Below are 22,610 nucleotides of genomic sequence, written 5' to 3' on the forward strand. Positions count from 1 at the left end.
GGGGGACGCTGCCGCGCATTTCAACCAACGCCCGGGATTCCCGACCTGAGCGTCAGCAAGTTCATCGGTTGGGCTGGGTGGGCGTTGCTGATGCCCGAGGACTGGGGCGGCGAGTTAATCTAATCGCGCCGCGAGGCCTGGGTGATCGACCAACCCGGCGGCTGGCATTTCAGCCAGGCGGCGTTTCACTCGAGCGCAAAATCCAACTGCCGCCAGGCTTCGTACACGGCAACGGCGACGGTGTTGGACAGGTTCAGGCTGCGGCTGTCCGGGCGCATCGGCAGGCGCAGGCGCTGCTCGTTGGGCAAGGCGTCGCGAATCTCCGCTGGCAGGCCACGGCTTTCCGGACCGAAGAGCAAGGCATCGCCGCGCTGGAACTGCACTTGGTGAAAGGGCTGTGACCCTTTGGTAGTGAAGGCGAACAGCCGCGGCTGGCCGAGGCTCGCCAGACAGCTATCGAGGTCCGCATGGCGTTGGAGCGGCGCGTATTCGTGATAGTCCAGACCGGCCCGGCGCAGGCGCTTGTCATCCAGTTCGAAGCCCAGCGGCTCGATCAGATGCAGGCGACAGCCGGCATTGGCGCAGAGCCTGATAATGTTGCCGGTATTGGGCGGAATCTCCGGCTGGAAAAGGATCACATGAAACATGCGCGTCACCGACTCTGAAAACGACCGGTATTCTACTGCGTCGAAAGACCCGCTACGTCGTTTGCGTTGGCGCTATTTCGGCTCGCTGGTGCTGATCGGATTGCTGGTGGGCGTCATGATCGGTCGCGTCACTGCGCCCGGGCCGGTGCAGCTGTTGCGTGTCGAGCCGGCCGCCGACGGGCTGCAGCTCTGGTTCGATCGCGAGCCGGAACTCTTTAGTCAGGACGTGGAGGGCGCGGTGGGTATGCTGTTCCAGGCGCAGGGCAGTGCCAGCGCTGGACAGCTGGAGCTCGCTGGCACGAACGTGCGTTGGCGCGTGCAAACTACCGAGAAAGGCCTACTGCTGCACTTCGTCGCGACCCGGCCGTTGGCTGCCGAGTGGCATGGCGAAAAGCGGAATGGTGATTGGCTAATGGAGGTAAAGGTCGCGCCACGCTGAGCTCGCGACCTCACTGTGGGGTCGTTCAGCTGTCCTCGTTATCGTCGTCTTCGCCCCCTTCGACGCCCATCCCTAGCTCCTTGATCTTGCGTGTCAGGGTATTGCGTCCCCAGCCCAGCAGCAGCGCCGCGTCACGGCGTCGACCCGCGGTGTGCTTGAGCGCCGTTTCGATCATGATTCGCTCGAATGCCGGCACTGCCTCATCGAGCAGATTCGACTGGCCGCGCGCCAGCGCCAGGTCCGCCCACTGGTGCAGCGCCTGTTCCCAGTTATTTGCCGGTAGCGCATCGGTGGGCTGGTTGAGCAGCTCGGGGGGCAAATCGCTGACGTGGACTTCGCGACCGGAGGCCATGACAGTAATCCAGCGGCAGGTGTTTTCCAGCTGGCGCACGTTGCCCGGCCAGGGCAGGTTCTGCAGATAGTCCTCGGTCTCAGGTTTGAGCAGCTTGGTCTCGACGGTCAACTCTTGTGCGGCGCTGGCGAGAAAATGCCTGGCCAGCGCCGGGATGTCCGCGCGCCGATCCGACAGGCGTGGAATATGAATGCGAATGACGTTCAGACGGTGGAACAAGTCTTCGCGGAACTTGCCGGCCTGCACCAGGGTTTCGAGATTCTGGTGAGTGGCGGCGATGATCCGTACATCGACCCGGACCGGTGTATGGCCACCGACGCGGTAGAACTCACCGTCGGCCAGGACCCGCAGCAGACGGGTCTGGGTGTCGGCCGGCATGTCGCCGATCTCGTCGAGAAACAGAGTGCCGCCGTCGGCCTGCTCGAAGCGTCCGCGGCGCTGGTTGGCCGCGCCGGTAAAGGCGCCTTTCTCGTGTCCGAACAGCTCTGATTCCATCAGATCCTTTGGGATCGCTGCCATGTTCAGCGCGATGAACGGTGATGCCGCACGCGGACTGTGACGATGCAAGGCATGCGCCACCAGCTCCTTGCCGGTACCGGACTCGCCGTTGATCAGTACGGTGATATTGGAATGGCTGAGGCGGCCGATCGCGCGAAAGACTTCCTGCATGGCCGGCGCCTCGCCGATGATTTCCGGCGTCTGGTGCTGGTTGATCGGCTCCTGCAGGTTCTGCTGTTCCTGCGCATGCTGGTTGGCGCGCTTGACCAGCGATACCGCATCGTCGACATCGAACGGCTTGGGCAGGTATTCGAAGGCGCCACCCTGGTAGGACGCCACCGCGCTGTCGAGGTCCGAATGAGCGGTCATGATGATCACCGGCAGCCGCGGATACAGCTCGCGAATCTGCGCCAGCAGATCCAGGCCGCTGGTGCCCGGCATGCGGATGTCGGAGATGACCACATCAGGCTGTTGCCGCGCCAGCCGGCCCAGCACGCTGTCGGCACTGTCGAAGCTTTGCGTGGCCATGCCTTCTTGCTGCAGCGCCTTTTCCAGCACCCAGCGGATGGAGCGGTCGTCATCGACGATCCAGACGTTTTCGCTTCGGCTCATAGGGAAGAGGCTCCTTGTTCCAGCGGCAGGAAGATCGAGAATACGGTGTGGCCGGGATGGCTTTCGCATTCGATCAAGCCCTGATGCTGACTGATGATGTTCTGGGTGATGGCCAGGCCAAGCCCGGTTCCGTCCGGACGGCCGCTGACCATCGGATAAAAGAGGGTGTTCTGCAGCTCGGCCGGGATTCCCGGACCGTTGTCGATGATTTCGAGACGCGCGACCAGACGATGCCGGACATGCCCGATGGTGAACTGGCGCAGGGTGCGGGTGCGCAGGGTCAGGCGACCGAGGCCCAATTCGCACTGTCCGGCCAGTGCCTGCATGGCGTTGCGCATGATGTTGAGCACGGCCTGGATCATCTGTGCGCGGTCGAGCAGCACTTCGGGGATGCTCGGATCGTAGTCGCGCACCAAAATGAGGCTGCCCTGACTTTCAGCCTCGATCAGGCTGGCCACATGTTCGAGCACTTCGTGGATGTTGGTCATCGACAGGGAGGGCAGCTTGTTCGAGCCGAGCATCCGATCGACCAGGTTTCGCAGGCGGTCGGCCTCCTCGATGATCACCTCGGTGTAGTCCTTGAGATGTTCTTCAGGCAGCTCTCGCGATAGCAGCTGTGCCGCGCCGCGGATGCCGCCGAGCGGATTCTTGATCTCGTGCGCAAGGCCGCGCACCAGCATTTTGGTGGTTTCGTGAGCGGACAATTGCGCCTCTTCCTTGGTGATGCGCAGCAAGCGATCACGGGGCAGGACTTCCAACAACAGCATGGTTTCCTGACGGGTCAATATCGGCGTGACGGCGTAGTCGACGGTCAGCGTCTGGCCATTGGTGGAGGTCAACGTCGCTTCGCGTTTGGTAAAGGGGTGCGCCTGCTCCACGGCTTGGCGCAGGGCGGCCAGCGCTTCAGACGATTCGGTGAAAAGCTCGCTGATGAACTGACCGTGACTGCGCTGGCCGCTCACGGCGAGCAGCATTTCCGCGGCCGGGTTCATATATTCCAGCCGCAAGCGTGAGTTGAGCAGCAGGGTCGCGGTGGTTAGGTTCTCGATCAGCAGGCGCTGTAGGGCTTCGTTGATCATGGCTGTCTGCATCCGATGGGTAGGAGGGAAATGCAAGAAGCAAACCAAGGCGCTCTTTTTCAGCGCGGCGCCGTGTGCGCAAGCGCTCCAGAGCGGGGCGTCGTAGAAAGCAAGTGAAGCGGATCAGATCGGTCCGGCTTGCGCACCGTTAAGGTGCATAGCATGGTCACAGAAAGGGCACGAAGGGAATATCTTTCTTTTCCTCGGGCTTGTCCTTCAGCGGGCATTCGGGACGAACACCGTAATCGTCGTTCTGGCAGGGGTTGACCCTGCGTCGCTGCGCGAGTGAAGTGCGCAGTAGGTGAAAGGTGCGCGGTGAGCTGCGTTGCAGCGTCTGTCCCTGGTTGTCGACAACCTCCACGATCAGTTGGTGGGTGCCGCGATCGATGTTATGAAGCGCGAAGACAGGCTCGCTGCCATCCGGGGCGATCGGACTGCCGTCGAGCAGCAGGCGATACAGGTGATCAGGCTGCAGGGTGGGTTCGCTGGCGACACTGACGGACAGATCGCCGGCGTTATTGCGGATCGTGGCGTCGGGCTCGGGTTGAACGATATCGAGTAACCGGTAAGCGAAGGCCGGCTCGGGCGGGGCTTCAGGTGGGGGGGCCGACGGCGCCACCGGCTGTGCAGGCATGCTGTTGACGGGGCGGGTGTCCACCGATTCGACCGCCCTTCCGCCAGGGCGATCGGTGAATACCCGATTGCCCTGCGCATCTATGTAGGTATAGACACCAGCAACGGCGGGCAAGGCAGCAGCCAGGAGCACAGCGGCCAGCCACTGCTGAACGATCGTCAAGGTGTTGTCTTTGGCTTGGGTTGCGGAGCCGGCTTCGGTCGCAAGGCGGGGCTAGAGGTGTTGACCCGTTGCACGGTGAATTGCTCAGCGGCACGCTGAACGACTTCGCCATTGCTGAGAATCTCGACTTCAAGCGTGTGCGTGCCCCGATCGACCGTGTTGAGCTGCAGCGAGGTAGTGCTGCCCGGTGCTGCCTGGGCAACGCCGTCGAGCAGGAAGCGGACCTGATGACCTTTTTTCAGTTGGGGGTCGAGCTGGGCGCTGACCACAAAGGTGCCGTTGTTGGCACGTAGCGCCTCGTCATCCGGAATCCCGCCGATGGACAGGCTCCGATAGGGCTGCCGCTGGCCGTGATCCTGTTCAGACTCCAGCGGCGGCGGAGGTTCTGGTGTACGGATATTGACCGTATTGGCGGGCGGCAACTCGACCGTGTCGGCGGCGACACCTTCGGGTGGCTGATTGGTAAACACCGTGTTGCCTTTCTCATCGGTGTATTTATAGATCTGCGCCAAGGCCGGGACCGTGACGAGCAAAAGCAGGCTGAACAATGCGATGCGCATGGGAAGCTCCGCGGGATGGGTGCTGCAAGCCTTGCACCGCCCGGGCTCGCAGGCAAGCCTGATCCGTGCGAATTGCGAGCGACAGCAAGCTGTGTTCCACCGCGAGACATGAGTGCGGCGGGCATGATGACAAACCGGTTGCGCAATCGGGCCGGGAAAAACAAACCCCGCCGAAAGGCGGGGTCGTAAACTACAAGGCCTCCCGAAGGAGGCCTTGTAGTGGTGCGGGACGGGTTTAGACGCTGTAGTACAGGTCATATTCCAGCGGGTGTACGAAGGTGCGGACCTTGATTTCTTCCTCGCTCTTCAGCTCGAGGTAGGCATCAATGAAATCGTCGGAGAACACGCCGCCCTTGGTCAGGAACGCGCGGCCCTTGTCCAGCTCTTCCAGGGCTTCCTTCAGGCTGCCGCAGACTTGCGGGATCAGCTTGCCTTCTTCCGGCGGCAAGTCGTAGAGGTTCTTGTCAGCAGCATCGCCAGGGTGAATCTTGTTCTGGATGCCGTCCAGGCCAGCCATCAACAGCGCGGCGAAGCACAGGTAAGGGTTGGCAGCCGGGTCCGGGAAGCGCGCTTCGATACGGCGGGCTTTCGGGCTGGAAACGTACGGAATACGGATCGAGGCAGAGCGGTTGCGGGCCGAGTAGGCCAGCATCACCGGCGCTTCGAAGCCCGGAACCAGACGCTTGTAGGAGTTGGTCGACGGGTTGGTGAAGCCGTTCAAAGCCTTGCCGTGCTTGATGATGCCGCCGATGAAGTACAGGGCGGTATCGGACAGGCCGGCATAGCCTTCGCCAGAGAAGGTGTTCTTGCCATCCTTGGAGATGGACATGTGCACGTGCATACCCGAGCCGTTGTCGCCGTACAGCGGCTTCGGCATGAAGGTTGCGGTCTTGCCGTAGGCGTCAGCCACGTTGTGCACGCAATACTTCAGGGTCTGAACTTCGTCAGCCTTGTTTACCAGCGTGTTGAACTTGACGCCGATTTCGTTCTGACCGGCAGTCGCTACTTCGTGGTGATGCACTTCTACAACCAGGCCCATCTCTTCCATGGCGTTGCACATGGCGGTACGGATTTCGTGGTCGTGGTCGCACGGCGGAACCGGGAAGTAGCCACCCTTGACGGCTGGGCGATGGCCCTTGTTGCCGCCTTCGACGTCCTGGTCAGTCATCCAGGAGCCTTGCTCGGAGTAGATCTTGAACATGGAACCGGAAATGTCGGACTTAAACTTCACTTCGTCGAAGATGAAGAACTCAGGCTCCGGGCCGACGAATACGGTGTCACCGATACCGGTGGACTTGAGGAATTCCTCGGCGCGCTTGGCGATCGAACGCGGGTCGCGATCGTAGCCTTGCATGGTGCTTGGCTCGACGATGTCGCAGACCAGAATCAGGGTCGGTTCTTCGGTGAACGGATCCAGTACGGCGGTTTCATCGACCGGCATCAGGATCATGTCGGAGGCTTCGATGCCCTTCCAGCCATGAATGGACGAGCCGTCGAACATCTTGCCATGCTCGAAGAAGTCTTCGTCCTGAGCATCACGCGCCGGGACCGTCACGTGGTGCTGCTTGCCTTTGGTGTCGGTGAAGCGCAGATCAATCCACTTCACATCGTAATCTTTGATCAGTTGAAGCGACTTCGACATGGTGCTCTCCAAGTGGTGGAAGCGTTGACAGATAAGCTTCCGAAATCTAGGGGGTGAAGCCGAGCGGGGATACTCCGTCAAGGCGACCTGCCTCACAAGGGAGCAAATTGCATGCCAGTGCTCCGTGATGGGTCCGAACGCCTGAAAACGCTGGCTGGCCGGTAACCTGAGGTATCCGTGCAAGCCTATTCCTGGTTTTACGCACTTTAATGGTGCGGCATGGTTTTGCGTTGTTCTATTTTGGTGCGATATGCGCAGGTTTGAGAAAACTGCCTAAAGCTTGACCAATTTCCGATATACTCCGCCCCCCTCTTTTTACGCCTTGTCGGCGCACGCGCTGTTTCCATGAAGCTGATCGTAAAAGTATTCCCAGAAATCACCATCAAGAGCCCGCCGGTGCGAAAGGGGTTCATTCGCCAATTGGCGAAGAACATCCGCACCGTGCTGCGCGACCTCGATCCCGACGTGCGGGTGGAGGGGGTGTGGGACAACGTTGAGGTGGAAACGGCGCTCAGCGACAGCCGGTCATTGCACGAGATGATCGAGCGTCTGCGCTGCACGCCAGGCATTGCGCATTGCCTGGAAGTCCATGAATACCCGCTGGGCGATCTCGACGATATCGTCGACAAGTGCAAGGCGCACTTCGCCGACCGGCTGGCCGGCAAGATATTCGCCGTGCGCTGCAAGCGTGCCGGCAAGCATCCGTTCAGTTCGATGGACGTTGAGCGTCATGTGGGCAGTGAGCTGCGTGTGCACTGCGGCGCCGCGGGCATCTCGCTGAAAGCGCCGGAAATCGAAGTGCGAATGGAGATCCGCGACCAGCGCTTGTTCATCGTGCATGCCCAGCATGACGGCATCGGCGGCTACCCGCTGGGTGCGTTGGAGCAAACACTGGTGTTGATGTCCGGTGGTTTCGACTCCACCGTGGCGGCCTACCAGATGATGCGCCGCGGGCTGATGACCCATTTCTGCTTCTTTAATCTTGGCGGTCGTGCCCATGAACTGGGCGTGATGGAAGTCGCTCACTATTTATGGAAGAAGTACGGCAGCTCACATCGTGTGTTGTTCATCAGCGTGCCCTTCGAAGAAGTTGTCGGCGAGATCCTCGAGAAGGTTGATAACAGTCAGATGGGCGTGGTGCTCAAGCGTATGATGCTGCGCGCCTCGACCCAGATCGCCGAGCGCTTGCATATCGATGCGCTGGTCACCGGCGAGGCGATTTCCCAGGTATCGAGCCAGACGCTGCCGAATCTCTCGGTGATCGATTCGGCCACCGACATGCTGGTGCTGCGTCCGCTGATCGCCAGCCACAAGCAGGACATCATCGATACGGCGTTCGAGATCGGCACCGCCGAGTTCGCCAAGAACATGCCTGAGTACTGCGGCGTGATCTCCAAGAACCCGACCACCAAGGCCAAGCGCTACCGCATCGAGCACGAAGAAAAGCAGTTCGACATGGCGGTGCTGGAACGCGCCATGGCGAACACCCGGCAAGTCGCCATCGATCGCGTGATTGATGAGCTAGGTCAGGATCTGCAGGTGGAGGAAGTCGTCGAGGCGACTGCCGGCCAGGTGGTTATCGACATCCGTCACCCCGACGCTGCCGAGGACGAACCTCTGCAAATGGACGGCATCGAAGTGCAAACCATGCCGTTCTACGCGATCAACAACCGTTTCAAGGAGCTGGATGAGAACCGCCAGTACCTGCTGTATTGCGATAAAGGTGTCATGAGCCGCCTGCATGCTCATCATCTGCTGAGCGAGGGGCATGTCAATGTGCGCGTTTATCGTCCGGCATAAGACGCCCGGGCTGAATGGCGGCAGTATCCGTCACCGCCCTCCCGACTTGCACCGCGGCCTGTAACGGCCGCGACACCTCGTCAATCATCTGCTTTTATCAAATCCGATTTTTCGCGTAGGGCCGCTGGACGCATCCGCTCACTGGCCCGACCCAACTACGAGACCACTACTGTGATCGAGAATCTACGTAACATCGCCATCATCGCTCACGTTGACCATGGCAAAACCACCCTGGTCGACAAGCTTCTGCGTCAGTCCGGCACCCTGGAGCGCGGCGAGCTCAACGACGAGCGCGTGATGGACTCCAACGACCAGGAAAAAGAGCGCGGCATCACCATCCTGGCCAAGAACACCGCCATTCGCTGGAATGACTACCGCATCAACATCGTTGACACCCCCGGCCACGCCGACTTCGGCGGTGAAGTCGAGCGCGTGATGTCGATGGTCGATTCCGTGCTGCTGCTGGTCGACGCCCAGGACGGCCCGATGCCGCAAACCCGCTTCGTGACCAAGAAGGCCTTCGAAGCCGGCCTGCGTCCGATCGTGGTGATCAACAAGGTCGACCGTCCGGGCGCGCGCCCTGACTGGGTGCTGGATCAGATCTTCGACCTGTTCGACAACCTCGGCGCCACTGAAGAGCAGCTGGACTTCCAGGTCGTCTACGCCTCGGCCCTGAACGGCATCGCCGGTCTGGATCACACCGATATGGCTGAAGACATGACCCCGCTGTATCAGGCCATCGTCGACCACGTTCCGGCCCCGAACGTCGATATCGACGGCCCGTTCCAGATGCAAATCTCCGCACTGGACTACAACAGCTTCCTCGGCATCATCGGTGTCGGCCGCATCGCCCGTGGTCGCGTCAAGCCGAACACCCCGGTCACTGCCATCGACATGCATGGCAAGAAGCGTAACGGCCGTATCCTCAAGCTGATGGGTCACCACGGTCTGCACCGTGTCGACGTCGACGAAGCCACCGCCGGCGACATTGTCTGCATCAGCGGTATGGACGAACTGTTCATCTCCGACACCCTCTGCGACCAGAACAACGTCGAAGCGATGAAGCCGCTGACTGTCGACGAGCCGACCGTTTCCATGACCTTCCAGGTCAACGATTCGCCGTTCTGCGGCAAGGAAGGCAAGTTCGTCACCAGCCGTAACATCAAGGAGCGCCTGGACAAGGAGCTGCTCTATAACGTGGCCCTGCGCGTTGAAGAAGGCGATTCGGCGGACAAATTCAAAGTCTCCGGCCGCGGCGAGCTGCACCTGTCGGTACTGATCGAAACCATGCGTCGTGAAGGATTCGAAATGGCCGTAGGCCGTCCGGAAGTGATCATTCGCGAAGTTAACGGCGCCAAGCATGAGCCGTTCGAAAACGTCACCATCGACATCCCTGAAGAATCTCAGGGCAAAGTCATGGAAGAGATGGGCCTGCGTAAGGGCGACCTTAGCAACATGGTGCCGGATGGCAAGGGCCGTGTTCGCCTCGAGTACAACATCCCGGCCCGCGGCCTGATCGGTTTCCGTAACCAGTTCCTGACCCTGACCAACGGCGCAGGCATCCTGACCTCGATCTTCGACCGCTACGACGTGATGAAGTCCGGGCACATGTCCGGCCGTCAGAACGGCGTACTGGTATCGATCGATACCGGCAAAGCCCTGACCTACTCCCTGGAAACCCTGCAGGCGCGCGGCAAGCTGTTCGTCGAGCACGGCCAGGAAATCTACAACGGTCAGATCGTCGGCCTGAACAGCCGTGACAACGACATGGGCGTTAACCCCACCAAAGGCAAGAAGCTCGACAACATGCGCGCTTCGGGCAAAGACGAAACCATCGCCCTGGTCCCGCCGGTCCGCTTTACCCTGGAGCAGGCACTGGAATTCATCCAGGACGACGAGCTGTGCGAAGTGACCCCGAAGTCGATCCGTCTTCGCAAGAAGATCCTCGACGAAGGCGAGCGTAACCGCGCTGCGAAGAAAGCCAAGGCTTGATTCCCGCTTAGCTGCAACGAAAAGGCGCCTTAGGGCGCCTTTTTGCTGTGCGCAAAAAATATTCAATCGCAGCAGCTTTGCGTTAGTTCCCATTTCCAGACGTATCGCTGGGCTTCGTATCGAGCAAATAGGCCAGGGTAGGCCGCTAGCCAACAACTAAAAATCTGAACTGACCCTGATTTTACGAACACGTCGATTGTGACTAATACCGTCAGAGAGAGAGTTCAGATGACTTTATGCTTTCTTCCCTGCGGTTCGGCCGCTTTTGCATCCAGATACAGTTCCCCAGGCCTGGTTTGGTTACCATCGGAATTGATCGCCGACCGATCTCAGGCTATCTGAAGCTGGTTGGCGTCCTGTCGTCCTGCCCGAGAGACCCATGTCCGAGTCCAACTTGCGCATCATTGTTGCTGACGATCACCCCGTCTTTCGCGAGGGGTTGGTACGGATCGTCGCGCGCGCATTCCCCAAGGCACAGGTGGATGAGGCGGAGACCTTCGATGAAGTGTTGCTGCAGGCGCGGCGTGATGTTGCGCCGGATGTGATGATCCTCGACCTGCTGTTCCCGGGCATGGAGCCGGTGGCGTCCATCGGCGCGCTGCGTCAGGAGTTTCGGCGCACGTCGCTGGTAGTGGTGTCGATGGTCGACGACCCGCAGCTTATCGATGCGGTGATGGCGGCCGGTGCGGACGGTTTCATTGGCAAGGCCGTTTCTCCGGACGACATCGCTCAGTCACTACTGGCGATCCGTGCCGGCGAGCCTGTGGTGCGTCAAGCGCTCGCCGGGCTGCACGCACGAGAAGGCGAAGAGGCAGCACTCGATGCCCTGACGCCGCGCCAGCTCGACGTGCTGAGGCTGATCGTGGAGGGGCTTTCGAACAAGGAAATAGGCCGTGCGTTGCAGATCTCGCCGTTCACGGTGCGCATCCACGTGTCAGCGCTACTGCGCACTTTGAATGTCAGCAGCCGCGCCGCAGCGGCTGCGAAGGGTGCACATGCGCTGCGCTGGTCACGCCGCGGCTGAATCATGCGGGTAAAGTGGGGCGCTTGCGCTGCAGCTTCAGGCTCGCCAGCAGCGAGCGCAGCTCGGCCGGATGCACGGGTTTGGCGAGCACTGGGACGCCGGGATCCGCGACGGCCTGTTCGACCCGAGCGACGTCGTGGCCGCTGATCACCACGGCCGGGATTTGCCAGCCGCTGAGGCGACGCAAATAGGCGATGCAGTCCGCGCCGGAGGCCTGCGCGTCGAGATCGAAGTCGGTGATGACCAGGTCGCACTCCACCGGCCCGTTGGGAATGGTCGTGGCAGAGGTTACGCGGCAGCCCCAGCGCTGCAACAGCGTGGCGGTGGCCAGTAGGACATTTTGGTCATCTTCGATGAGCAGCACATGCAGGCCGTTGAGCGGGCTGGCGGCGATGGCGCGCGAGGCGTTGTCGGACGAGATGGGCGAAACGCGAGGCGCTGCTCGCGACAAGCCGTTGATTGAAGCGCAGGTCCCGGTGCCCAGGCGTGAACGCAGGGTCACCGTGAGGCCGAGCAGCTCGCCGATGCGGCGCACGATGGACAAGCCTAAGCCCAGACCTTCGACATCTTTGTCGCGGACCGCGCGCACCCGATAGAACTCGTCGAACACGAGGCTCAGCTGCGCCTCCGGAATGCCCTTGCCGGCATCGCGGACTTCGAGGGTGACGGCGCCGTTGCGCAGGCGACAGCCGATCAGCACCGGTTTGCCCTGGGCATACTTGATGGCGTTGGAGACCAAATTTTGCAGCATCGTCGCCAGCAGGTTTGGATCGCTGGTTACCTGCAGGCTTGTGGCGTGAATGCGCAGCGTCACGCCCGCCCAACGTGCGGTTTCGGCGTTTTGCTGGCGGATGTCATCAAGCAGCGCCTGCAACGGCATGGGCTGGATTTGCGGCCGCACGTTGCCGTTGTCCAGCGTGTAGTGGTCGAGAATCGAGCGGAACAGCTGCGACACGCTGTTCAGCGATCGGTCGATGTTTTCCACCATGCGCCGCTCCTCGATGCCCAGCCGGGCATCGCGCAGGCAGGCGGTGAACAGGCTGATCGAATGGATCGGCTGGCGCAGGTCGTGACTCGCCTGGGCGAGAAAGCGTGACTTGGCAACGTTGGCAGCCTGCGCCCTTTCCGACGCCTGGCGGGTGCGTTCGAGCAGTATGTGAGCGTAGGCGGGGACCACCAGTGTGGTGATGATCATGGTCAGCAGCACGTAGGGGCTGTGCAGTAGGAAGTGCGTATTGAGTACGACCGCTGCGATTGTCAGCAGCGCGATCAGCGTCGCCAGTGCCAAATACCGCGAGCCGTAGCGCATACCGTTGCCAACGGTCACCCAAAGCATGGCGCCGAACACGGGCAGCATCGGTTCGCCAACCACGCTCAGCGAGTAGCCGATGCTCACATAATCGAAGACGATTGCCAGCGCGCGCCGAGACGGATATAGGCCTGGCCGACGCTGAATCCATCCGATCCTTACTAGCGAAATCAGCATGAACGGCAGGCTGAAGGCCAGAACTTGATAGAACTGCTGCGAGCTGATCAAGGCCCAATAGCGCAGGCCGCCGACGTACAGGATGCAGAGCGCCGCCACGATCGGGCGGATTCGTGCCTGTGCCAGTTCGACATCGTGGGTGGCGCTGGCTGTCTCCATGTCCATGTTCTCCAAGAGCTTGCTTCGAGTATAGGGACGGTGGCGCTAAACAGCCGTGCGCTAGTGCACTCGTACTATTCAGGACGGCGGACGCACCCGCCTACAATTGCTCCAGCATCGGCACCCGGCCGCTGCGCCGTGCCGGCGTACCCGTTTATCAGGGAAGGCAGGACACTCAAGTTTCAGGAGCGACCATGAACCGTAATTACCTCGCCTTGGTCAGCGCGTTTGTGCTGGCAACCACCTGCCTGCAGAGCTACGCCGACACGACCGTCCCTGCGCAAAGCTCAGCCGCTGCGGCCAACCAGCCATGCACGCCGAGCACCACCGGCAGCCTGCTGTCGAGTGCCCGTAGCTTACTCAAGATCGCCGGCAGCGTGATCGATACGAAGAACAGCCTCACCGACGCCAGCTATGCCGAGCGGGCACAGAGTGCGGCCGGCGTGAGCAAGGGCGAGGGCTTGTTGAACAACGTCGAGGCGCTCGGTATTGCGGGCAAACCCTGCGGATGACGGGATTCGCGGAGCTTGCTCTATCCGCCAAATAACGCGGGGGACCACGTTGTGGATGAAGCTGAGCAATCGCAGCCGTTCAGGCGTAGAGGCCAAAACCATCAGCGAATAGTTGGTAATTGCTTTGTTCCTGGTTTGGCGTTTCCCTTTCGAGTTCCGCCGTTCGGCCTCTTTTGCATCCGTGCACAGTGCGCCGGAGGTGGGTGGTTACCAGGCTTTGCTTGCATGCTGTTGCGACGTTATGAAGCCGTTGTGCTAGGGGGTGAGCTCATCAGTGCCTGGGCCACCACCTCAGCCAGCGCATTCAACCGCTCCGCCTGCTGAGCTTTGCTGGATACGGGCGGCAACAACGCGAAGGTGACGTCGGGCAATGGCGGCAACGCCGGATCCGCCAGCGCCACCATGCTGTCGCGGATCAACGACGAAGCGTTGATGCAGGCGACGCCCAAGCCCGCCGCGACAGCTGCCTGGATACCCGCTACGTCGGACGCCACGTGGTTGACCACATAGGATTGTCGGTGTGCGTCGAGCTGCATTCGGGCGAGGCGATGCAGCGAGCAGCTCTCTGGCAGCAGGGCGAGCGGAATCGGCTCATTGGCACTTATCAACATGTTCTTCGGCGATGCCGCCCAGACCAGCGGTTCGCGACGCAGGACGCGCGCCTCGCCAATAGGCCGTTCGGCCACCCGCATCACAATGGCCAGATCAAGCGCTTGGCGGTTGTAGGCGGCCTCGATGTCGTCGCTCTTGCCTATCTGCGTGCGCAGCCGCAGCCGAGGATATTGCTGACCAAGGCGGGCCAGGAGATGGATCAGTTCCGAGGCTCGAAAGTAGCCAGTGATGCCGAGACGTACCTCACCCTCGAGTGAAACGCCGTGCAAGTCGCGCCATGCGGCATCGGACAACGCCAATATTTGCCGCGCATGCGCGAGCAGCCGCTCGCCGGCGGCAGTGGGTACGACGCCGGTCTTGCTCCGCTGCAGCAGCGTCTGGCCGGCGCGTTCTTCCAACTTGCGCAGTTGCTCGCTGAGCGTCGACTGCGACAGCAAGCGCACGGGCGCGGCTGCCGATAGACTGCCCGCATCTACCGCGGCGACCAGTGTCCTCAGTTGGTCAAGGTCAAATCCTTGCATGTCTATCTATCCGTTTCGTCGATGGCAGCCATCCTATATTCCCGCTTTTCCGATTGATACAGGCCAATCAATATCTCTGCGTCCACCTCTTCCAAGGAGTTCGCCATGCCTCATATCGTCATCCAGCTGTCCGGCCCACGCGACACCGAACTCGGCCGCAACGCCGTCGCGACGGTCAATCGCCTGACTGCCGAGGTGCTCGGCAAAATGCCACAATTCATGGCAACGACCGTTCAATACATTCCCGATGACGACTGGTTCATCGGCGGTCAGCCTCTATCTGTGTTGGGTGGCAGCGCCTTTCATTTGGATATCAGTATCACCGACGAGACCAACACCAAGGCGGAGAAGGCGCGTTTTGTGCGTGAGCTGTATGAGGAGTTTGCGGCGCTTCGGGCTGGCCTGCATGAAACCTCCTACGTGCATCTGATCGATGCGCGCGCGGCGGCTTACGGCTATGGCGGGCGCACCCAGGAATGGCGGCATCAGCAAGCCGGGGTGTAGCGCGGCGGTAGGGGCTGTAAACGTAAGCCAGCCTCTATCTTGGATTACTCGATGTGCTTGATGGCGCTCTGAAAGGGCGACCGCCACTGGTTACCCGGCCAGGCGGAGATCCGCTGTAGCGTCATAGGGACCAAGCGCATCGGTGTGCTCATGCCATCGCCGAAGAACCGCCTGTCACAACCCGAGCGCTTCGCGCAGCTGAGTTGCCGTCAGGGAGCGGGTTGAAATGCCGCTCGCGAAGTCGAAGTCTTTTGCCGTCTCGAGCGGGCCCACGATGACCGGATCGAAGCCGGCGTCTCGTACAAGGCGGGCGGCAACTTTGAGGGCTTGTTCATCGTCCGACGCCAAGGGAATGGCTTGCCGTTCGCCTTCGCGATGCGCTTCGCTGCGCAATTGGTAGGCGGAGATGGCATTGAAGGCTTTAACCAGTCGTACACCCGGCAGAAAGCGCTGGGAGGCCAAACCCGAGCCAAGTTCGCGGGCCTCGATGGCCATTTCACCGTCGCGGTCCGGTCGCGGATTGCCGGCGTCGAGCAGGATTTTGCCCTCCATGAGCGCGCCGTGGTCATGGCCAATTTGGGGCGTGGCTGCGTAAGGCACGGTGAGCAGAATCACTTCACCGTAGCGTGCTGCATCCGCGGGGCTGCCGGTCCGGGCGCGCTCGCCGAGTTCTTCTGCCAAGGGTTGCAGCTGCTCAGGGTGACGGGAAGAAAACATGACCTCATGGCCGGCCTCTACCCAGAGCCGTGCCAGGGCACTCCCCATGGCTCCCGTGCCGATGATGCCAATGCGCAGGGGCTGTTGATCCTGGGCAACGCTCGCCATGCTGCTCAGCAGCAAAATGATGCCCACCGCCGTGGCGATGAGACGATGTAGCTGACGGAACATGGTCATTCTCCGATGCGGATGCTCTGATGCCAATCCGGCCGGTGCAAGGCGGTCGCGGCTTTGCTGCGCAAATGGGACGAGTGGATTGGCTGGGTAAGCTGGTCCCACGTACCGTGTTTCCGAATCCTCTATTTATAGTGCAAAGGGCACGGTGGCGCGCATGGAAAGGCATTACAAGCTGAGCCCGGCCTGATCCGCGAGGATGTGCTGCCTGTTACGCCGCATGCGGACGAGTGCATGCGCTCGTCTCTTACTGGCGGTGAAGAGACTGAGGCGTAGAAGTCGATTACTGGAGGAGGGCATCTCCGGCACACAGTTCAGAAGCACCCGGGCGGGCGGCGAGACGGAGATACGCGATGGAGTGGTTGATCAATAAAGCCTTTCACGCAGCGACAGTGCGCCTTGTGGCTCAACGCCACGAGCCCCAACCGTGCGGCTGGGGCTCGTGGTGGAGGCGAGCGCTTTTCGTCCGTGTCAGGTAAAGAACAGCGGCACTATCACACTTGATATCAGCAGGATCAACGCGCCTCCCAGGCGTGAGGATATCTGTGCGAACGGCATCAGCGACATTCGGCGGGCGGCGGAGAGCACCGCGACGTCACCGGTACCGCCCATATTGGCCATGCACAGGCCGGCGGTGATGGCTGATTCGATGGGGTAGAAGCCCACCAGCTTGCCCACAAGCCCGGCGCCGAAAGCTGCACCGGCAACAACTGCGAACACGATCAGTACGTAGGTCAGCGAGATGGCGTCGATCACCTGGCCCAGGTCGGTAAAGGCCACGCCGATGCCGAACAACAGCGCAAAGGTCCAATTGCGTGCGACGAAGCGGAACCACTGGGACGCCGCGTCGTTGATCGACTCTGGCACAAGATTGGTCACCTTGAGCAGGGCCACCAGCACGATCATCAGCGCGTAGGGATGCAGCGGCACGAATTCACCCAGGATCTGGCCGGCAATGAAGAAGCTCAGCGCCGTGACCAGGCCGATGCCGAGGGCGGGCAGGGTGATGGCGCCTTCCTTTTCGGTCACATCCACGCCGGGCATCATCTGCCCGTTGCCGGTCAGGGAAGGGAAGCGATTCCCGAGGCCGTTGAGCAGACCGGCGATGATGATGGCAAAGACGTTCCCCAAGGCGAGAGCGGGAACCAGGATAGAGATGTAATAGCTCGCCGGTTGGCCGAGCAGTTGCTCGTAGATCTGGCTCATCGGTACCGCACCGGCGCCCATGCCGCCGCCCAGGATCGGCATGGCGATGACCACCACTGCATCTTGCGCCGAGAAGCCGAGCAGCGTACCCACGGCCATCGCAAAGAGCGCTGCGAACAGCACCGAACACAGCAGCGGGAGCGCATAGCGCGAGCCGACCTTGACCAACACCCTCGCATCCATGCCCAGAATGCTGCCGGTGATCAACGCGGCGATATAGAAATCGAGAAAGCCGCCGCCCTGCATGAAGCTTGCGATGTCCTCCGACACGGCTGCTGGCAGCCAGCCGTAATAGACCATGGCGGCTGCACCGAACAGCGCCATGATCGCGCCGCCGCCGAGGTAGGTGTTGACGATCGGCAAGCGGTCGCCGAGGAAGCCGAGCAGTTCACCGAGGAGCATCATCACCAGCAGCGCACCGATCATGCCGGTTGGCAGGGTATCGGTAGCGATGGCCGCAGCCATGATGACCAGAGCGATCGCGAACAGGGGCAGTGGCAGATTGAAGATGCGCTGGGCGCGCAGGCCCAGGTTCAGACTGCCTTCAGGCACGGCAGGGCTAAGCGTGGTCCGATTCATTGTTGTACTCCTTCGAACGTGGCGGCCAGGCGCTGCACGCGCGGGTGATTGTTTGCAAAGGCGCCCGATTCGGACGAACGTGCGCGGCCGGACAACCGCGCCGGGCTACCTTAAGCAGAGATCGCTCGCCGCCAATGTTTGAAGAAGTTAAAAAAGCATTAACAAACTAAAAAAAGCGGAGGCTGGCTTGACCCTGTGGTGCAGGGCTGGCTCGATTCGGCATTTCCGCGACGCGCCAAGCGCCCGGTCAACTATTGGAGTAGAGCTTTGCGCTTGCGCCTGAATACGCTGATCTCACTGCTCGTCGCTGTCATGGTGGTGCTGGCGTTGGGGCTCGCCCTCTGGCTGTTCAACGTGCAGTTGCGCGAGACCCTGGAGGAAGGCCAAGCCGCGCGCGTGACAAACTTGGCGCAGAGCGTGGCGGCGCGTGCGGACGTGCAGCGAGCCCTGGGGCAATCAAGTCCTGACCTGCGAGCCAGCAACCCGCTGCAAGCCGAGGTCGACGCGTTGCGTCGCCAGCTGGGTGTGGACTTCATCGTGGTGATGGATCGCCGCGCCTTGCGCCTGACGCACCCGGAGCCTGTGCGCATCGGGCGAGCGTTCAGCGGCAATGACGAGGCCCGTGCGTTGGCGGGCGAGACGTACGCCTCGCGTGCGGCGGGAAGTCTGGGTACCAGCATTCGCGGCTTCGCCCCGGTGATCGGCGAGCAGGGATACGTGATCGGCGCTGTCTCGGTCGGCGTTACCTTGGCCTCGCTCGGCGATTTGCTGAACGAGCGCCGCCGCGATGTGCTGATCGGTGTGCTGGCGCTCATGCTGATCGCCGCTTTCGGTGCACATTTGCTGGCGCGCTACATCAAGCGCGTGTTATTGGGCCTGGAGCCCTACGAGATCACCCGGCTGGTCGAAGAGCGCCAAGCCATGTTGGCGTCGGTGCGCGAGGGGGTGATGGCGGTCGACGACCGGGCCCGTATAACGCTGGTCAACCCTGCCGCCGAGCGCTTGCTTGCCAGCACCGGGCTGGGTAAAGCGCCGCTGAGCCGGCCGATTGCGGAATATCTGCCGAACAGTGGCCTGCCCGAGGTGTTGGCCAGCGCCACCGAGCAACTGGATCGGGAATTCAGCCTAAACGGTCGAGCGATCCTGGTTAACCGCGCACCGATCCGTCATCAGGGCCGAGTGATTGGCGCCATCGCGACCTTCCGCGACAAAAGCGAGGTCAACGCACTGGCCGAGCAACTGACCGGCGTGAGTCGCTACGCCGAAGCGCTCCGCGCAACCACCCATGAGTTCAAGAACAAGCTTCACGTCCTGCTCGGCTTGGCGCAGATGGGCGATCTGGATGCGTTGCGGGCCTATCTTCATGACCTGGCCGATCATCAGCTGGCGCCCGCCACCGCGCTGGTCGAGGGCATTGGTGAGCCGGTGCTGGCGGGATTTCTGCTGGGCAAACAGAGCGAGGCTCGTGAGCGCGGCATCTTATTCAAGGTGGATGTCGAACATCCCGTGCCGGCAGCGGCGCCTGAACAGGTGCATGGATTGGTGACCATCGTCGGAAATCTGCTGGAGAATGCGTTCGAAGCGGTGGCCGAGCAGGATGAACGGCGCGTCAACCTGACGCTGGACTACGATGAAGCCATGCTGTCGCTGCATGTACAGGACACCGGCGCGGGCATCGAGGCCGCCGTGCGTGAGCGTCTGTTTGAGCGGGGCGTATCGACCAAGGGTGAGAGGCGGGGGATCGGGCTGACTGCCGTTCACGAACAGGTCGAGGCCTGGGGAGGCACGTTGGCTGTGTATTCCGAGGCCGGTCGCGGCAGCCTATTCGAGATCGAACTGCCTTATCGTACCGCCGCTGGGACGGCAGAACCATGAAACATGTCTTGCGCGTACTGATCGTCGAGGACGATCCCATGGTCATGCGCCTGAATGTCGATTACCTGGCCCGCCTCGATGGCGTCGACCTGGTCGGTCAGTGCGAAAGCGTGCCGGCCGCCCTCGACCTGCTGGAGCGCGAGGTGGTGGACCTGGTGCTGCTCGATGTTTACCTGCGCAGCCGCTCGGGGCTGGAGGTGCTGCGCTATCTACGGGCGCAGGACGTCAATACCGACGCCGTGCTGATCACCGCAGCGTCAGAACTCGATACCGTGCACGCGGCCCAGCGGCTTGGCGCACGAGACTATCTGGTCAAACCGTTCAACTTCGAACGCTTTCGCGATGCGGTGGAGGCGTGCAGGCGTGCCCGTGAAGCATTGGCCCGCCTGCCCGAGCAGTTAGGGCAGAGTGACATCGATCGGCTATTCAGCCCGCCGCCTGCGCTGGACGCTCGTCGCCCCGGCGATCTGCCCAAGGGCCTTACCCCCGCGTCGCTGGCGCAGGTGGCCTCGGCGATCCTGACGCTGGATGGCGACGGCTTCACCAGCGAGACCCTGTTGCCTGCCACCGGGATGTCGCGCGTCTCGGTGCGCAAATACCTCAAGCACCTGAGTGACGCACAGCTGCTGGAAGAGTCCTTTCACTACGGCCAGATCGGCCGTCCATCGTTTCGCTACCGTTGCCTGGATCGCGCCGCGCTGCAGCGGTTGGCAGACGGCTGACGGATTAGACTCCTGCATCCCGCTGCAGTGATGCGCGCCAGTGCGATATCAGGTCCGGAAGCGCCCGACCAGCCCGCGCAGCTCACCGGAAAGGTCCGACAGGCGCTGCGAGTCGGATTGCGCTGAACCTGCCAATTGCTCGACCAGCAACGCATCTTCATGGATCTGCGTGATGTGCCGGTTGATGTCTTCGGCAACGTGGTGCTGCTCTTCCGCCGCAGTTGCGATCTGAGCGTTCTGGTCACGGATCTGATCGACCGAGCCGCGAATATGCTCGAAGCTGTCACGCGCTTTTTGAATACGGTCGACGCTGGCTTTGGACATCTCCAGGCTGCTTTGCATCTGCTTGGTGACATCCTGAGTACGCCGGGCGAGGCCACCGAGCAGGCCGTCGATCTCACCGGTTGAATCAGCCGTACGCTTGGCCAGCGCACGCACTTCATCGGCTACCACGGCAAATCCCCGGCCCTGGTCCCCTGCGCGCGCCGCCTCGATGGCGGCGTTCAGCGCGAGCAGATTCGTCTGTTCGGCGATGGAGCGAATGGTGTCGAGGATGGTGTTGATGTTGCGGCTGTCCTGCTCGAGCACCTCCATCGAAAGGGCTGACTGCCGCAGGTTTTCGCTCAGCTGAGAAACGCTACCGGTTGCCTCGTCGATCTGCAGCTGTCCGTCACGTACCTGACGCTGGCCGGAATCCGCCGAGCTGGCCGCTTCACTGCACGAGCGAGCCACTTCGTTGGCAGTGGCGACCATCTCGTTGAAGGCCGTCGATACCAGTTCGACCGCTTCGCGCTGGCGCCCAGCGGCGTCATTCATATCGCTGGCCACACGTGTTGCGCTGTCGGAAGCCCCGCTCAATGACGTGGATGCACTGCTGATGCGCTGTACCAGGTCGCGAATCGCGCCGAGGAACTGGTTGAACCAACGTGCAAGCAAGGCCGTTTCGTCCTTGCCGCGCACCTCAAGGCTGCGAGTGAGATCGCCCTCGCCTTGCGCGATGCTTTCCAGGCCACCGGTTACGCCCCGGATAGGCCGAACGATCATGCCGGCGAACGCGGCGCCGATAACCGCGAACACAAGGGCCAGCACCGCTGCGATCACGAGGATCTCCAGCGTCAGGCCGTTGGCGTGAGCCATGACTTCGTCGCGCTTGATCAACCCGATCAATTGCCAGCCAAGCGACTCGGACGACCAGACGTTGGCCATGTAGGTCGTGCCATCGATGTCGACTTCCACCAGGCCATTCGCGCTGGCCAGATCGGCATAACTGCCGCCCAGCTCAGCAAGCGGCTTGAAGTTGTGCTCGGGGTTGCTCGGGTCGGCCAGTACGTTTCCGCCTGTCTCGACGAGCATGAGATACCCGCTTTTGCCGATCTTGATCTGCTTTACCAGGTCGGTCAGCTGATTGAGCGATACATCCAGACCGAATACGCCAACCATCTGGCCCTGCGCATTGGTGACCGTGCGGCTGTGATTGATGAGAGATACGTCGTCAGGTGCCCAGTAATAAACACTGGTACGTACAGTCTTGCCGGGCTGTGCCAAAGCTTCCTTGTACCAGGGACGAACGCGTGGATCATAACTGCTCAGTCGGGGGTCTTCCGGCCACACACCATAAGAGCCGTCGACGCGGCCGAGCGATAGATAAGCCGTGGTGGGATGATGCTTGGCGTAATGGTCGAAAAGTTTCAGGAGCGCTTGGTTGCTTTCCGGCAAGGGCGTGGACGCCGCGTCTGGCGAGCTGAAGTCTTTCAGCCCTTGCGCCTCGGTTATCGCAGGTAGGGTCGCAAAATAGGCAACGTTCTGTTCGATGCCCTCGAAAAACAGGTTCATGGCGTTCTCGACCTGTCGTATCTCCCGGTTGCTGCTATCGAGAAAGCGTTCCAGCGCGTCGTTCCGGACGTTGAGGATGACAACAATCGCCACGACTATGACGGGCAGCGACGCGATGGTGAGAAACGCCCATGTCAGTTTTTGTTTGATGTTCATGAAATGAACCTGCTTCAGAATTATCCGAGGGCCAGTCATAGCCGACTGACACCACCGCAGCGATATCTACGGATCAGGTTTTCTATCGGCGCCGGGCCGGGTGAGTTGAGCTA

Annotated in this window: 19 protein-coding genes; 8 read left to right on the plus strand and 11 right to left on the minus strand. The window is 61.4% G+C overall.

Features of this window, described 5'->3' with window-relative positions:
• Window positions 1-185: 185 nt before the first annotated feature.
• Window positions 186-647 carry a tRNA (uridine(34)/cytosine(34)/5-carboxymethylaminomethyluridine(34)-2'-O)-methyltransferase TrmL gene (gene trmL / locus CH92_RS01220; RefSeq protein WP_025239981.1) on the minus strand — a complete coding sequence of 154 codons (462 nt, stop codon included), beginning with the start codon at window positions 645-647 and terminating at the stop codon, window positions 186-188.
• Between trmL and CH92_RS01225 the strand changes: the two genes are divergently transcribed.
• The gene (locus CH92_RS01225) at window positions 646-1,086 is read left to right on the plus strand and encodes a hypothetical protein (protein WP_025239982.1); all 441 of its coding nucleotides are present in this window, start codon (window positions 646-648) and stop codon (window positions 1,084-1,086) included. The genes trmL and CH92_RS01225 overlap by 2 nt on opposite strands.
• A gap of 25 nt (window positions 1,087-1,111) precedes the next feature.
• Here CH92_RS01225 and ntrC read toward each other — a convergent pair whose 3' ends face one another.
• The 5 genes from ntrC to glnA all read right to left on the minus strand — a co-directional run bounded on the left by ntrC (window position 1,112) and on the right by glnA (window position 6,625).
• Window positions 1,112-2,548 (minus strand): nitrogen regulation protein NR(I), encoded by a 1,437-nt coding sequence (ntrC, locus tag CH92_RS01230; protein WP_025239983.1) that lies wholly within the window; start codon window positions 2,546-2,548, stop codon window positions 1,112-1,114.
• The gene (gene glnL, locus CH92_RS01235) at window positions 2,545-3,627 is read right to left on the minus strand and encodes a nitrogen regulation protein NR(II) (protein WP_025239984.1); all 1,083 of its coding nucleotides are present in this window, start codon (window positions 3,625-3,627) and stop codon (window positions 2,545-2,547) included. The genes ntrC and glnL overlap by 4 nt, the downstream gene beginning before the upstream one ends.
• 166 nt (window positions 3,628-3,793) lie before the next feature.
• Entirely contained in the window at window positions 3,794-4,423 is a 630-nt protein-coding gene (locus CH92_RS01240) for a DUF4124 domain-containing protein (protein WP_025239985.1), read from the minus strand.
• Window positions 4,420-4,983, minus strand: a complete 564-nt coding sequence (locus CH92_RS01245; RefSeq protein ID WP_025239986.1) for a DUF4124 domain-containing protein — start codon at window positions 4,981-4,983, stop codon at window positions 4,420-4,422. Before CH92_RS01245 ends, CH92_RS01240 begins: the two co-directional genes overlap by 4 nt.
• A gap of 235 nt (window positions 4,984-5,218) precedes the next feature.
• Window positions 5,219-6,625 (minus strand): glutamate--ammonia ligase, encoded by a 1,407-nt coding sequence (gene glnA, locus CH92_RS01250; protein WP_025239987.1) that lies wholly within the window; start codon window positions 6,623-6,625, stop codon window positions 5,219-5,221.
• 345 nt (window positions 6,626-6,970) lie between these two features.
• Between glnA and thiI the strand changes: the two genes are divergently transcribed.
• The 3 genes from thiI to CH92_RS01265 all read left to right on the plus strand — a co-directional run bounded on the left by thiI (window position 6,971) and on the right by CH92_RS01265 (window position 11,441).
• Window positions 6,971-8,425 (plus strand): tRNA uracil 4-sulfurtransferase ThiI, encoded by a 1,455-nt coding sequence (gene thiI / locus CH92_RS01255; RefSeq protein WP_025239988.1) that lies wholly within the window; start codon window positions 6,971-6,973, stop codon window positions 8,423-8,425.
• Between the two features lie 171 nt (window positions 8,426-8,596).
• Window positions 8,597-10,417 carry a translational GTPase TypA gene (gene typA, locus CH92_RS01260; RefSeq protein WP_025239989.1) on the plus strand — a complete coding sequence of 607 codons (1,821 nt, stop codon included), beginning with the start codon at window positions 8,597-8,599 and terminating at the stop codon, window positions 10,415-10,417.
• A 379-nt stretch (window positions 10,418-10,796) separates the two neighbouring features.
• The gene (locus CH92_RS01265) at window positions 10,797-11,441 is read left to right on the plus strand and encodes a LuxR C-terminal-related transcriptional regulator (RefSeq protein ID WP_038622671.1); all 645 of its coding nucleotides are present in this window, start codon (window positions 10,797-10,799) and stop codon (window positions 11,439-11,441) included.
• Between the two features lies 1 nt (window position 11,442).
• On the opposite strand, the gene CH92_RS01270 is transcribed toward CH92_RS01265, so the two are convergent.
• A complete protein-coding gene (locus CH92_RS01270) occupies window positions 11,443-13,086 on the minus strand; it encodes a hybrid sensor histidine kinase/response regulator (protein ID WP_336434104.1) in 1,644 nt (547 codons plus the stop codon).
• A 194-nt stretch (window positions 13,087-13,280) separates the two neighbouring features.
• Here CH92_RS01270 and CH92_RS01275 point away from each other — a divergent pair, with 194 nt between their 5' ends.
• Window positions 13,281-13,598 (plus strand): hypothetical protein, encoded by a 318-nt coding sequence (locus CH92_RS01275; protein WP_025239992.1) that lies wholly within the window; start codon window positions 13,281-13,283, stop codon window positions 13,596-13,598.
• 239 nt (window positions 13,599-13,837) lie between these two features.
• Here the strand turns inward: CH92_RS01275 and CH92_RS01280 are convergent, their stop codons facing one another.
• Entirely contained in the window at window positions 13,838-14,731 is an 894-nt protein-coding gene (locus CH92_RS01280) for a LysR family transcriptional regulator (RefSeq protein WP_025239993.1), read from the minus strand.
• A 105-nt stretch (window positions 14,732-14,836) separates the two neighbouring features.
• Between CH92_RS01280 and CH92_RS01285 the strand changes: the two genes are divergently transcribed.
• Complete coding sequence (locus CH92_RS01285; RefSeq protein ID WP_025239994.1) at window positions 14,837-15,235, plus strand: tautomerase family protein; 399 nt, start codon at window positions 14,837-14,839, stop codon at window positions 15,233-15,235.
• Between the two features lie 174 nt (window positions 15,236-15,409).
• Here CH92_RS01285 and CH92_RS01290 read toward each other — a convergent pair whose 3' ends face one another.
• Window positions 15,410-16,123: an NADPH-dependent F420 reductase gene (locus CH92_RS01290; RefSeq protein ID WP_051517540.1), complete on the minus strand. Its 714-nt coding sequence runs from the start codon at window positions 16,121-16,123 to the stop codon at window positions 15,410-15,412.
• A gap of 474 nt (window positions 16,124-16,597) precedes the next feature.
• Window positions 16,598-17,911, minus strand: a complete 1,314-nt coding sequence (locus CH92_RS01295; RefSeq protein ID WP_025239996.1) for a 2-hydroxycarboxylate transporter family protein — start codon at window positions 17,909-17,911, stop codon at window positions 16,598-16,600.
• Window positions 17,912-18,178: 267 nt separating this feature from the next.
• Between CH92_RS01295 and dcuS the strand changes: the two genes are divergently transcribed.
• Both dcuS and CH92_RS01305 read left to right on the plus strand, forming a co-directional pair.
• A complete protein-coding gene (gene dcuS, locus CH92_RS01300; RefSeq protein ID WP_025239997.1) occupies window positions 18,179-19,786 on the plus strand; it encodes a DcuS/MalK family sensor histidine kinase in 1,608 nt (535 codons plus the stop codon).
• Window positions 19,783-20,508 (plus strand): response regulator, encoded by a 726-nt coding sequence (locus tag CH92_RS01305; RefSeq protein WP_025239998.1) that lies wholly within the window; start codon window positions 19,783-19,785, stop codon window positions 20,506-20,508. The genes dcuS and CH92_RS01305 overlap by 4 nt, the downstream gene beginning before the upstream one ends.
• Before the next feature lie 48 nt (window positions 20,509-20,556).
• Here the strand turns inward: CH92_RS01305 and CH92_RS01310 are convergent, their stop codons facing one another.
• On the minus strand, window positions 20,557-22,497 hold the full coding sequence (locus CH92_RS01310; RefSeq protein WP_025239999.1) for a methyl-accepting chemotaxis protein: 1,941 nt from the start codon (window positions 22,495-22,497) through the stop codon (window positions 20,557-20,559).
• Window positions 22,498-22,610 lie beyond the last annotated feature (113 nt).

This window comes from Stutzerimonas stutzeri, from assembly GCF_000590475.1.
Lineage (GTDB): Bacteria > Pseudomonadota > Gammaproteobacteria > Pseudomonadales > Pseudomonadaceae > Stutzerimonas > Stutzerimonas stutzeri_D.

Bases quoted from the DNA above. Each gene is read 5' to 3' on its own strand.
- thiI (WP_025239988.1), top strand. From the start codon at position 6,971: ATGAAGCTGATCGTAAAAGTATTCCCAGAAATCACCATCAAGAGCCCG.
- CH92_RS01305 (WP_025239998.1), top strand. From the start codon at position 19,783: ATGAAACATGTCTTGCGCGTACTGATCGTCGAGGACGATCCCATGGTC.
- CH92_RS01225 (WP_025239982.1), top strand. From the start codon at position 646: ATGCGCGTCACCGACTCTGAAAACGACCGGTATTCTACTGCGTCGAAA.
- CH92_RS01310 (WP_025239999.1), bottom strand. From the start codon at position 22,497: ATGAACATCAAACAAAAACTGACATGGGCGTTTCTCACCATCGCGTCG.
- CH92_RS01245 (WP_025239986.1), bottom strand. From the start codon at position 4,983: ATGCGCATCGCATTGTTCAGCCTGCTTTTGCTCGTCACGGTCCCGGCC.
- CH92_RS01265 (WP_038622671.1), top strand. From the start codon at position 10,797: ATGTCCGAGTCCAACTTGCGCATCATTGTTGCTGACGATCACCCCGTC.
- trmL (WP_025239981.1), bottom strand. From the start codon at position 647: ATGTTTCATGTGATCCTTTTCCAGCCGGAGATTCCGCCCAATACCGGC.
- CH92_RS01290 (WP_051517540.1), bottom strand. From the start codon at position 16,123: ATGTTCCGTCAGCTACATCGTCTCATCGCCACGGCGGTGGGCATCATT.
- CH92_RS01280 (WP_025239993.1), bottom strand. From the start codon at position 14,731: ATGCAAGGATTTGACCTTGACCAACTGAGGACACTGGTCGCCGCGGTA.
- CH92_RS01285 (WP_025239994.1), top strand. From the start codon at position 14,837: ATGCCTCATATCGTCATCCAGCTGTCCGGCCCACGCGACACCGAACTC.
- glnA (WP_025239987.1), bottom strand. From the start codon at position 6,625: ATGTCGAAGTCGCTTCAACTGATCAAAGATTACGATGTGAAGTGGATT.
- CH92_RS01275 (WP_025239992.1), top strand. From the start codon at position 13,281: ATGAACCGTAATTACCTCGCCTTGGTCAGCGCGTTTGTGCTGGCAACC.
- CH92_RS01295 (WP_025239996.1), bottom strand. From the start codon at position 17,911: ATGAATCGGACCACGCTTAGCCCTGCCGTGCCTGAAGGCAGTCTGAAC.
- CH92_RS01270 (WP_336434104.1), bottom strand. From the start codon at position 13,086: ATGGAGACAGCCAGCGCCACCCACGATGTCGAACTGGCACAGGCACGA.
- ntrC (WP_025239983.1), bottom strand. From the start codon at position 2,548: ATGAGCCGAAGCGAAAACGTCTGGATCGTCGATGACGACCGCTCCATC.
- glnL (WP_025239984.1), bottom strand. From the start codon at position 3,627: ATGATCAACGAAGCCCTACAGCGCCTGCTGATCGAGAACCTAACCACC.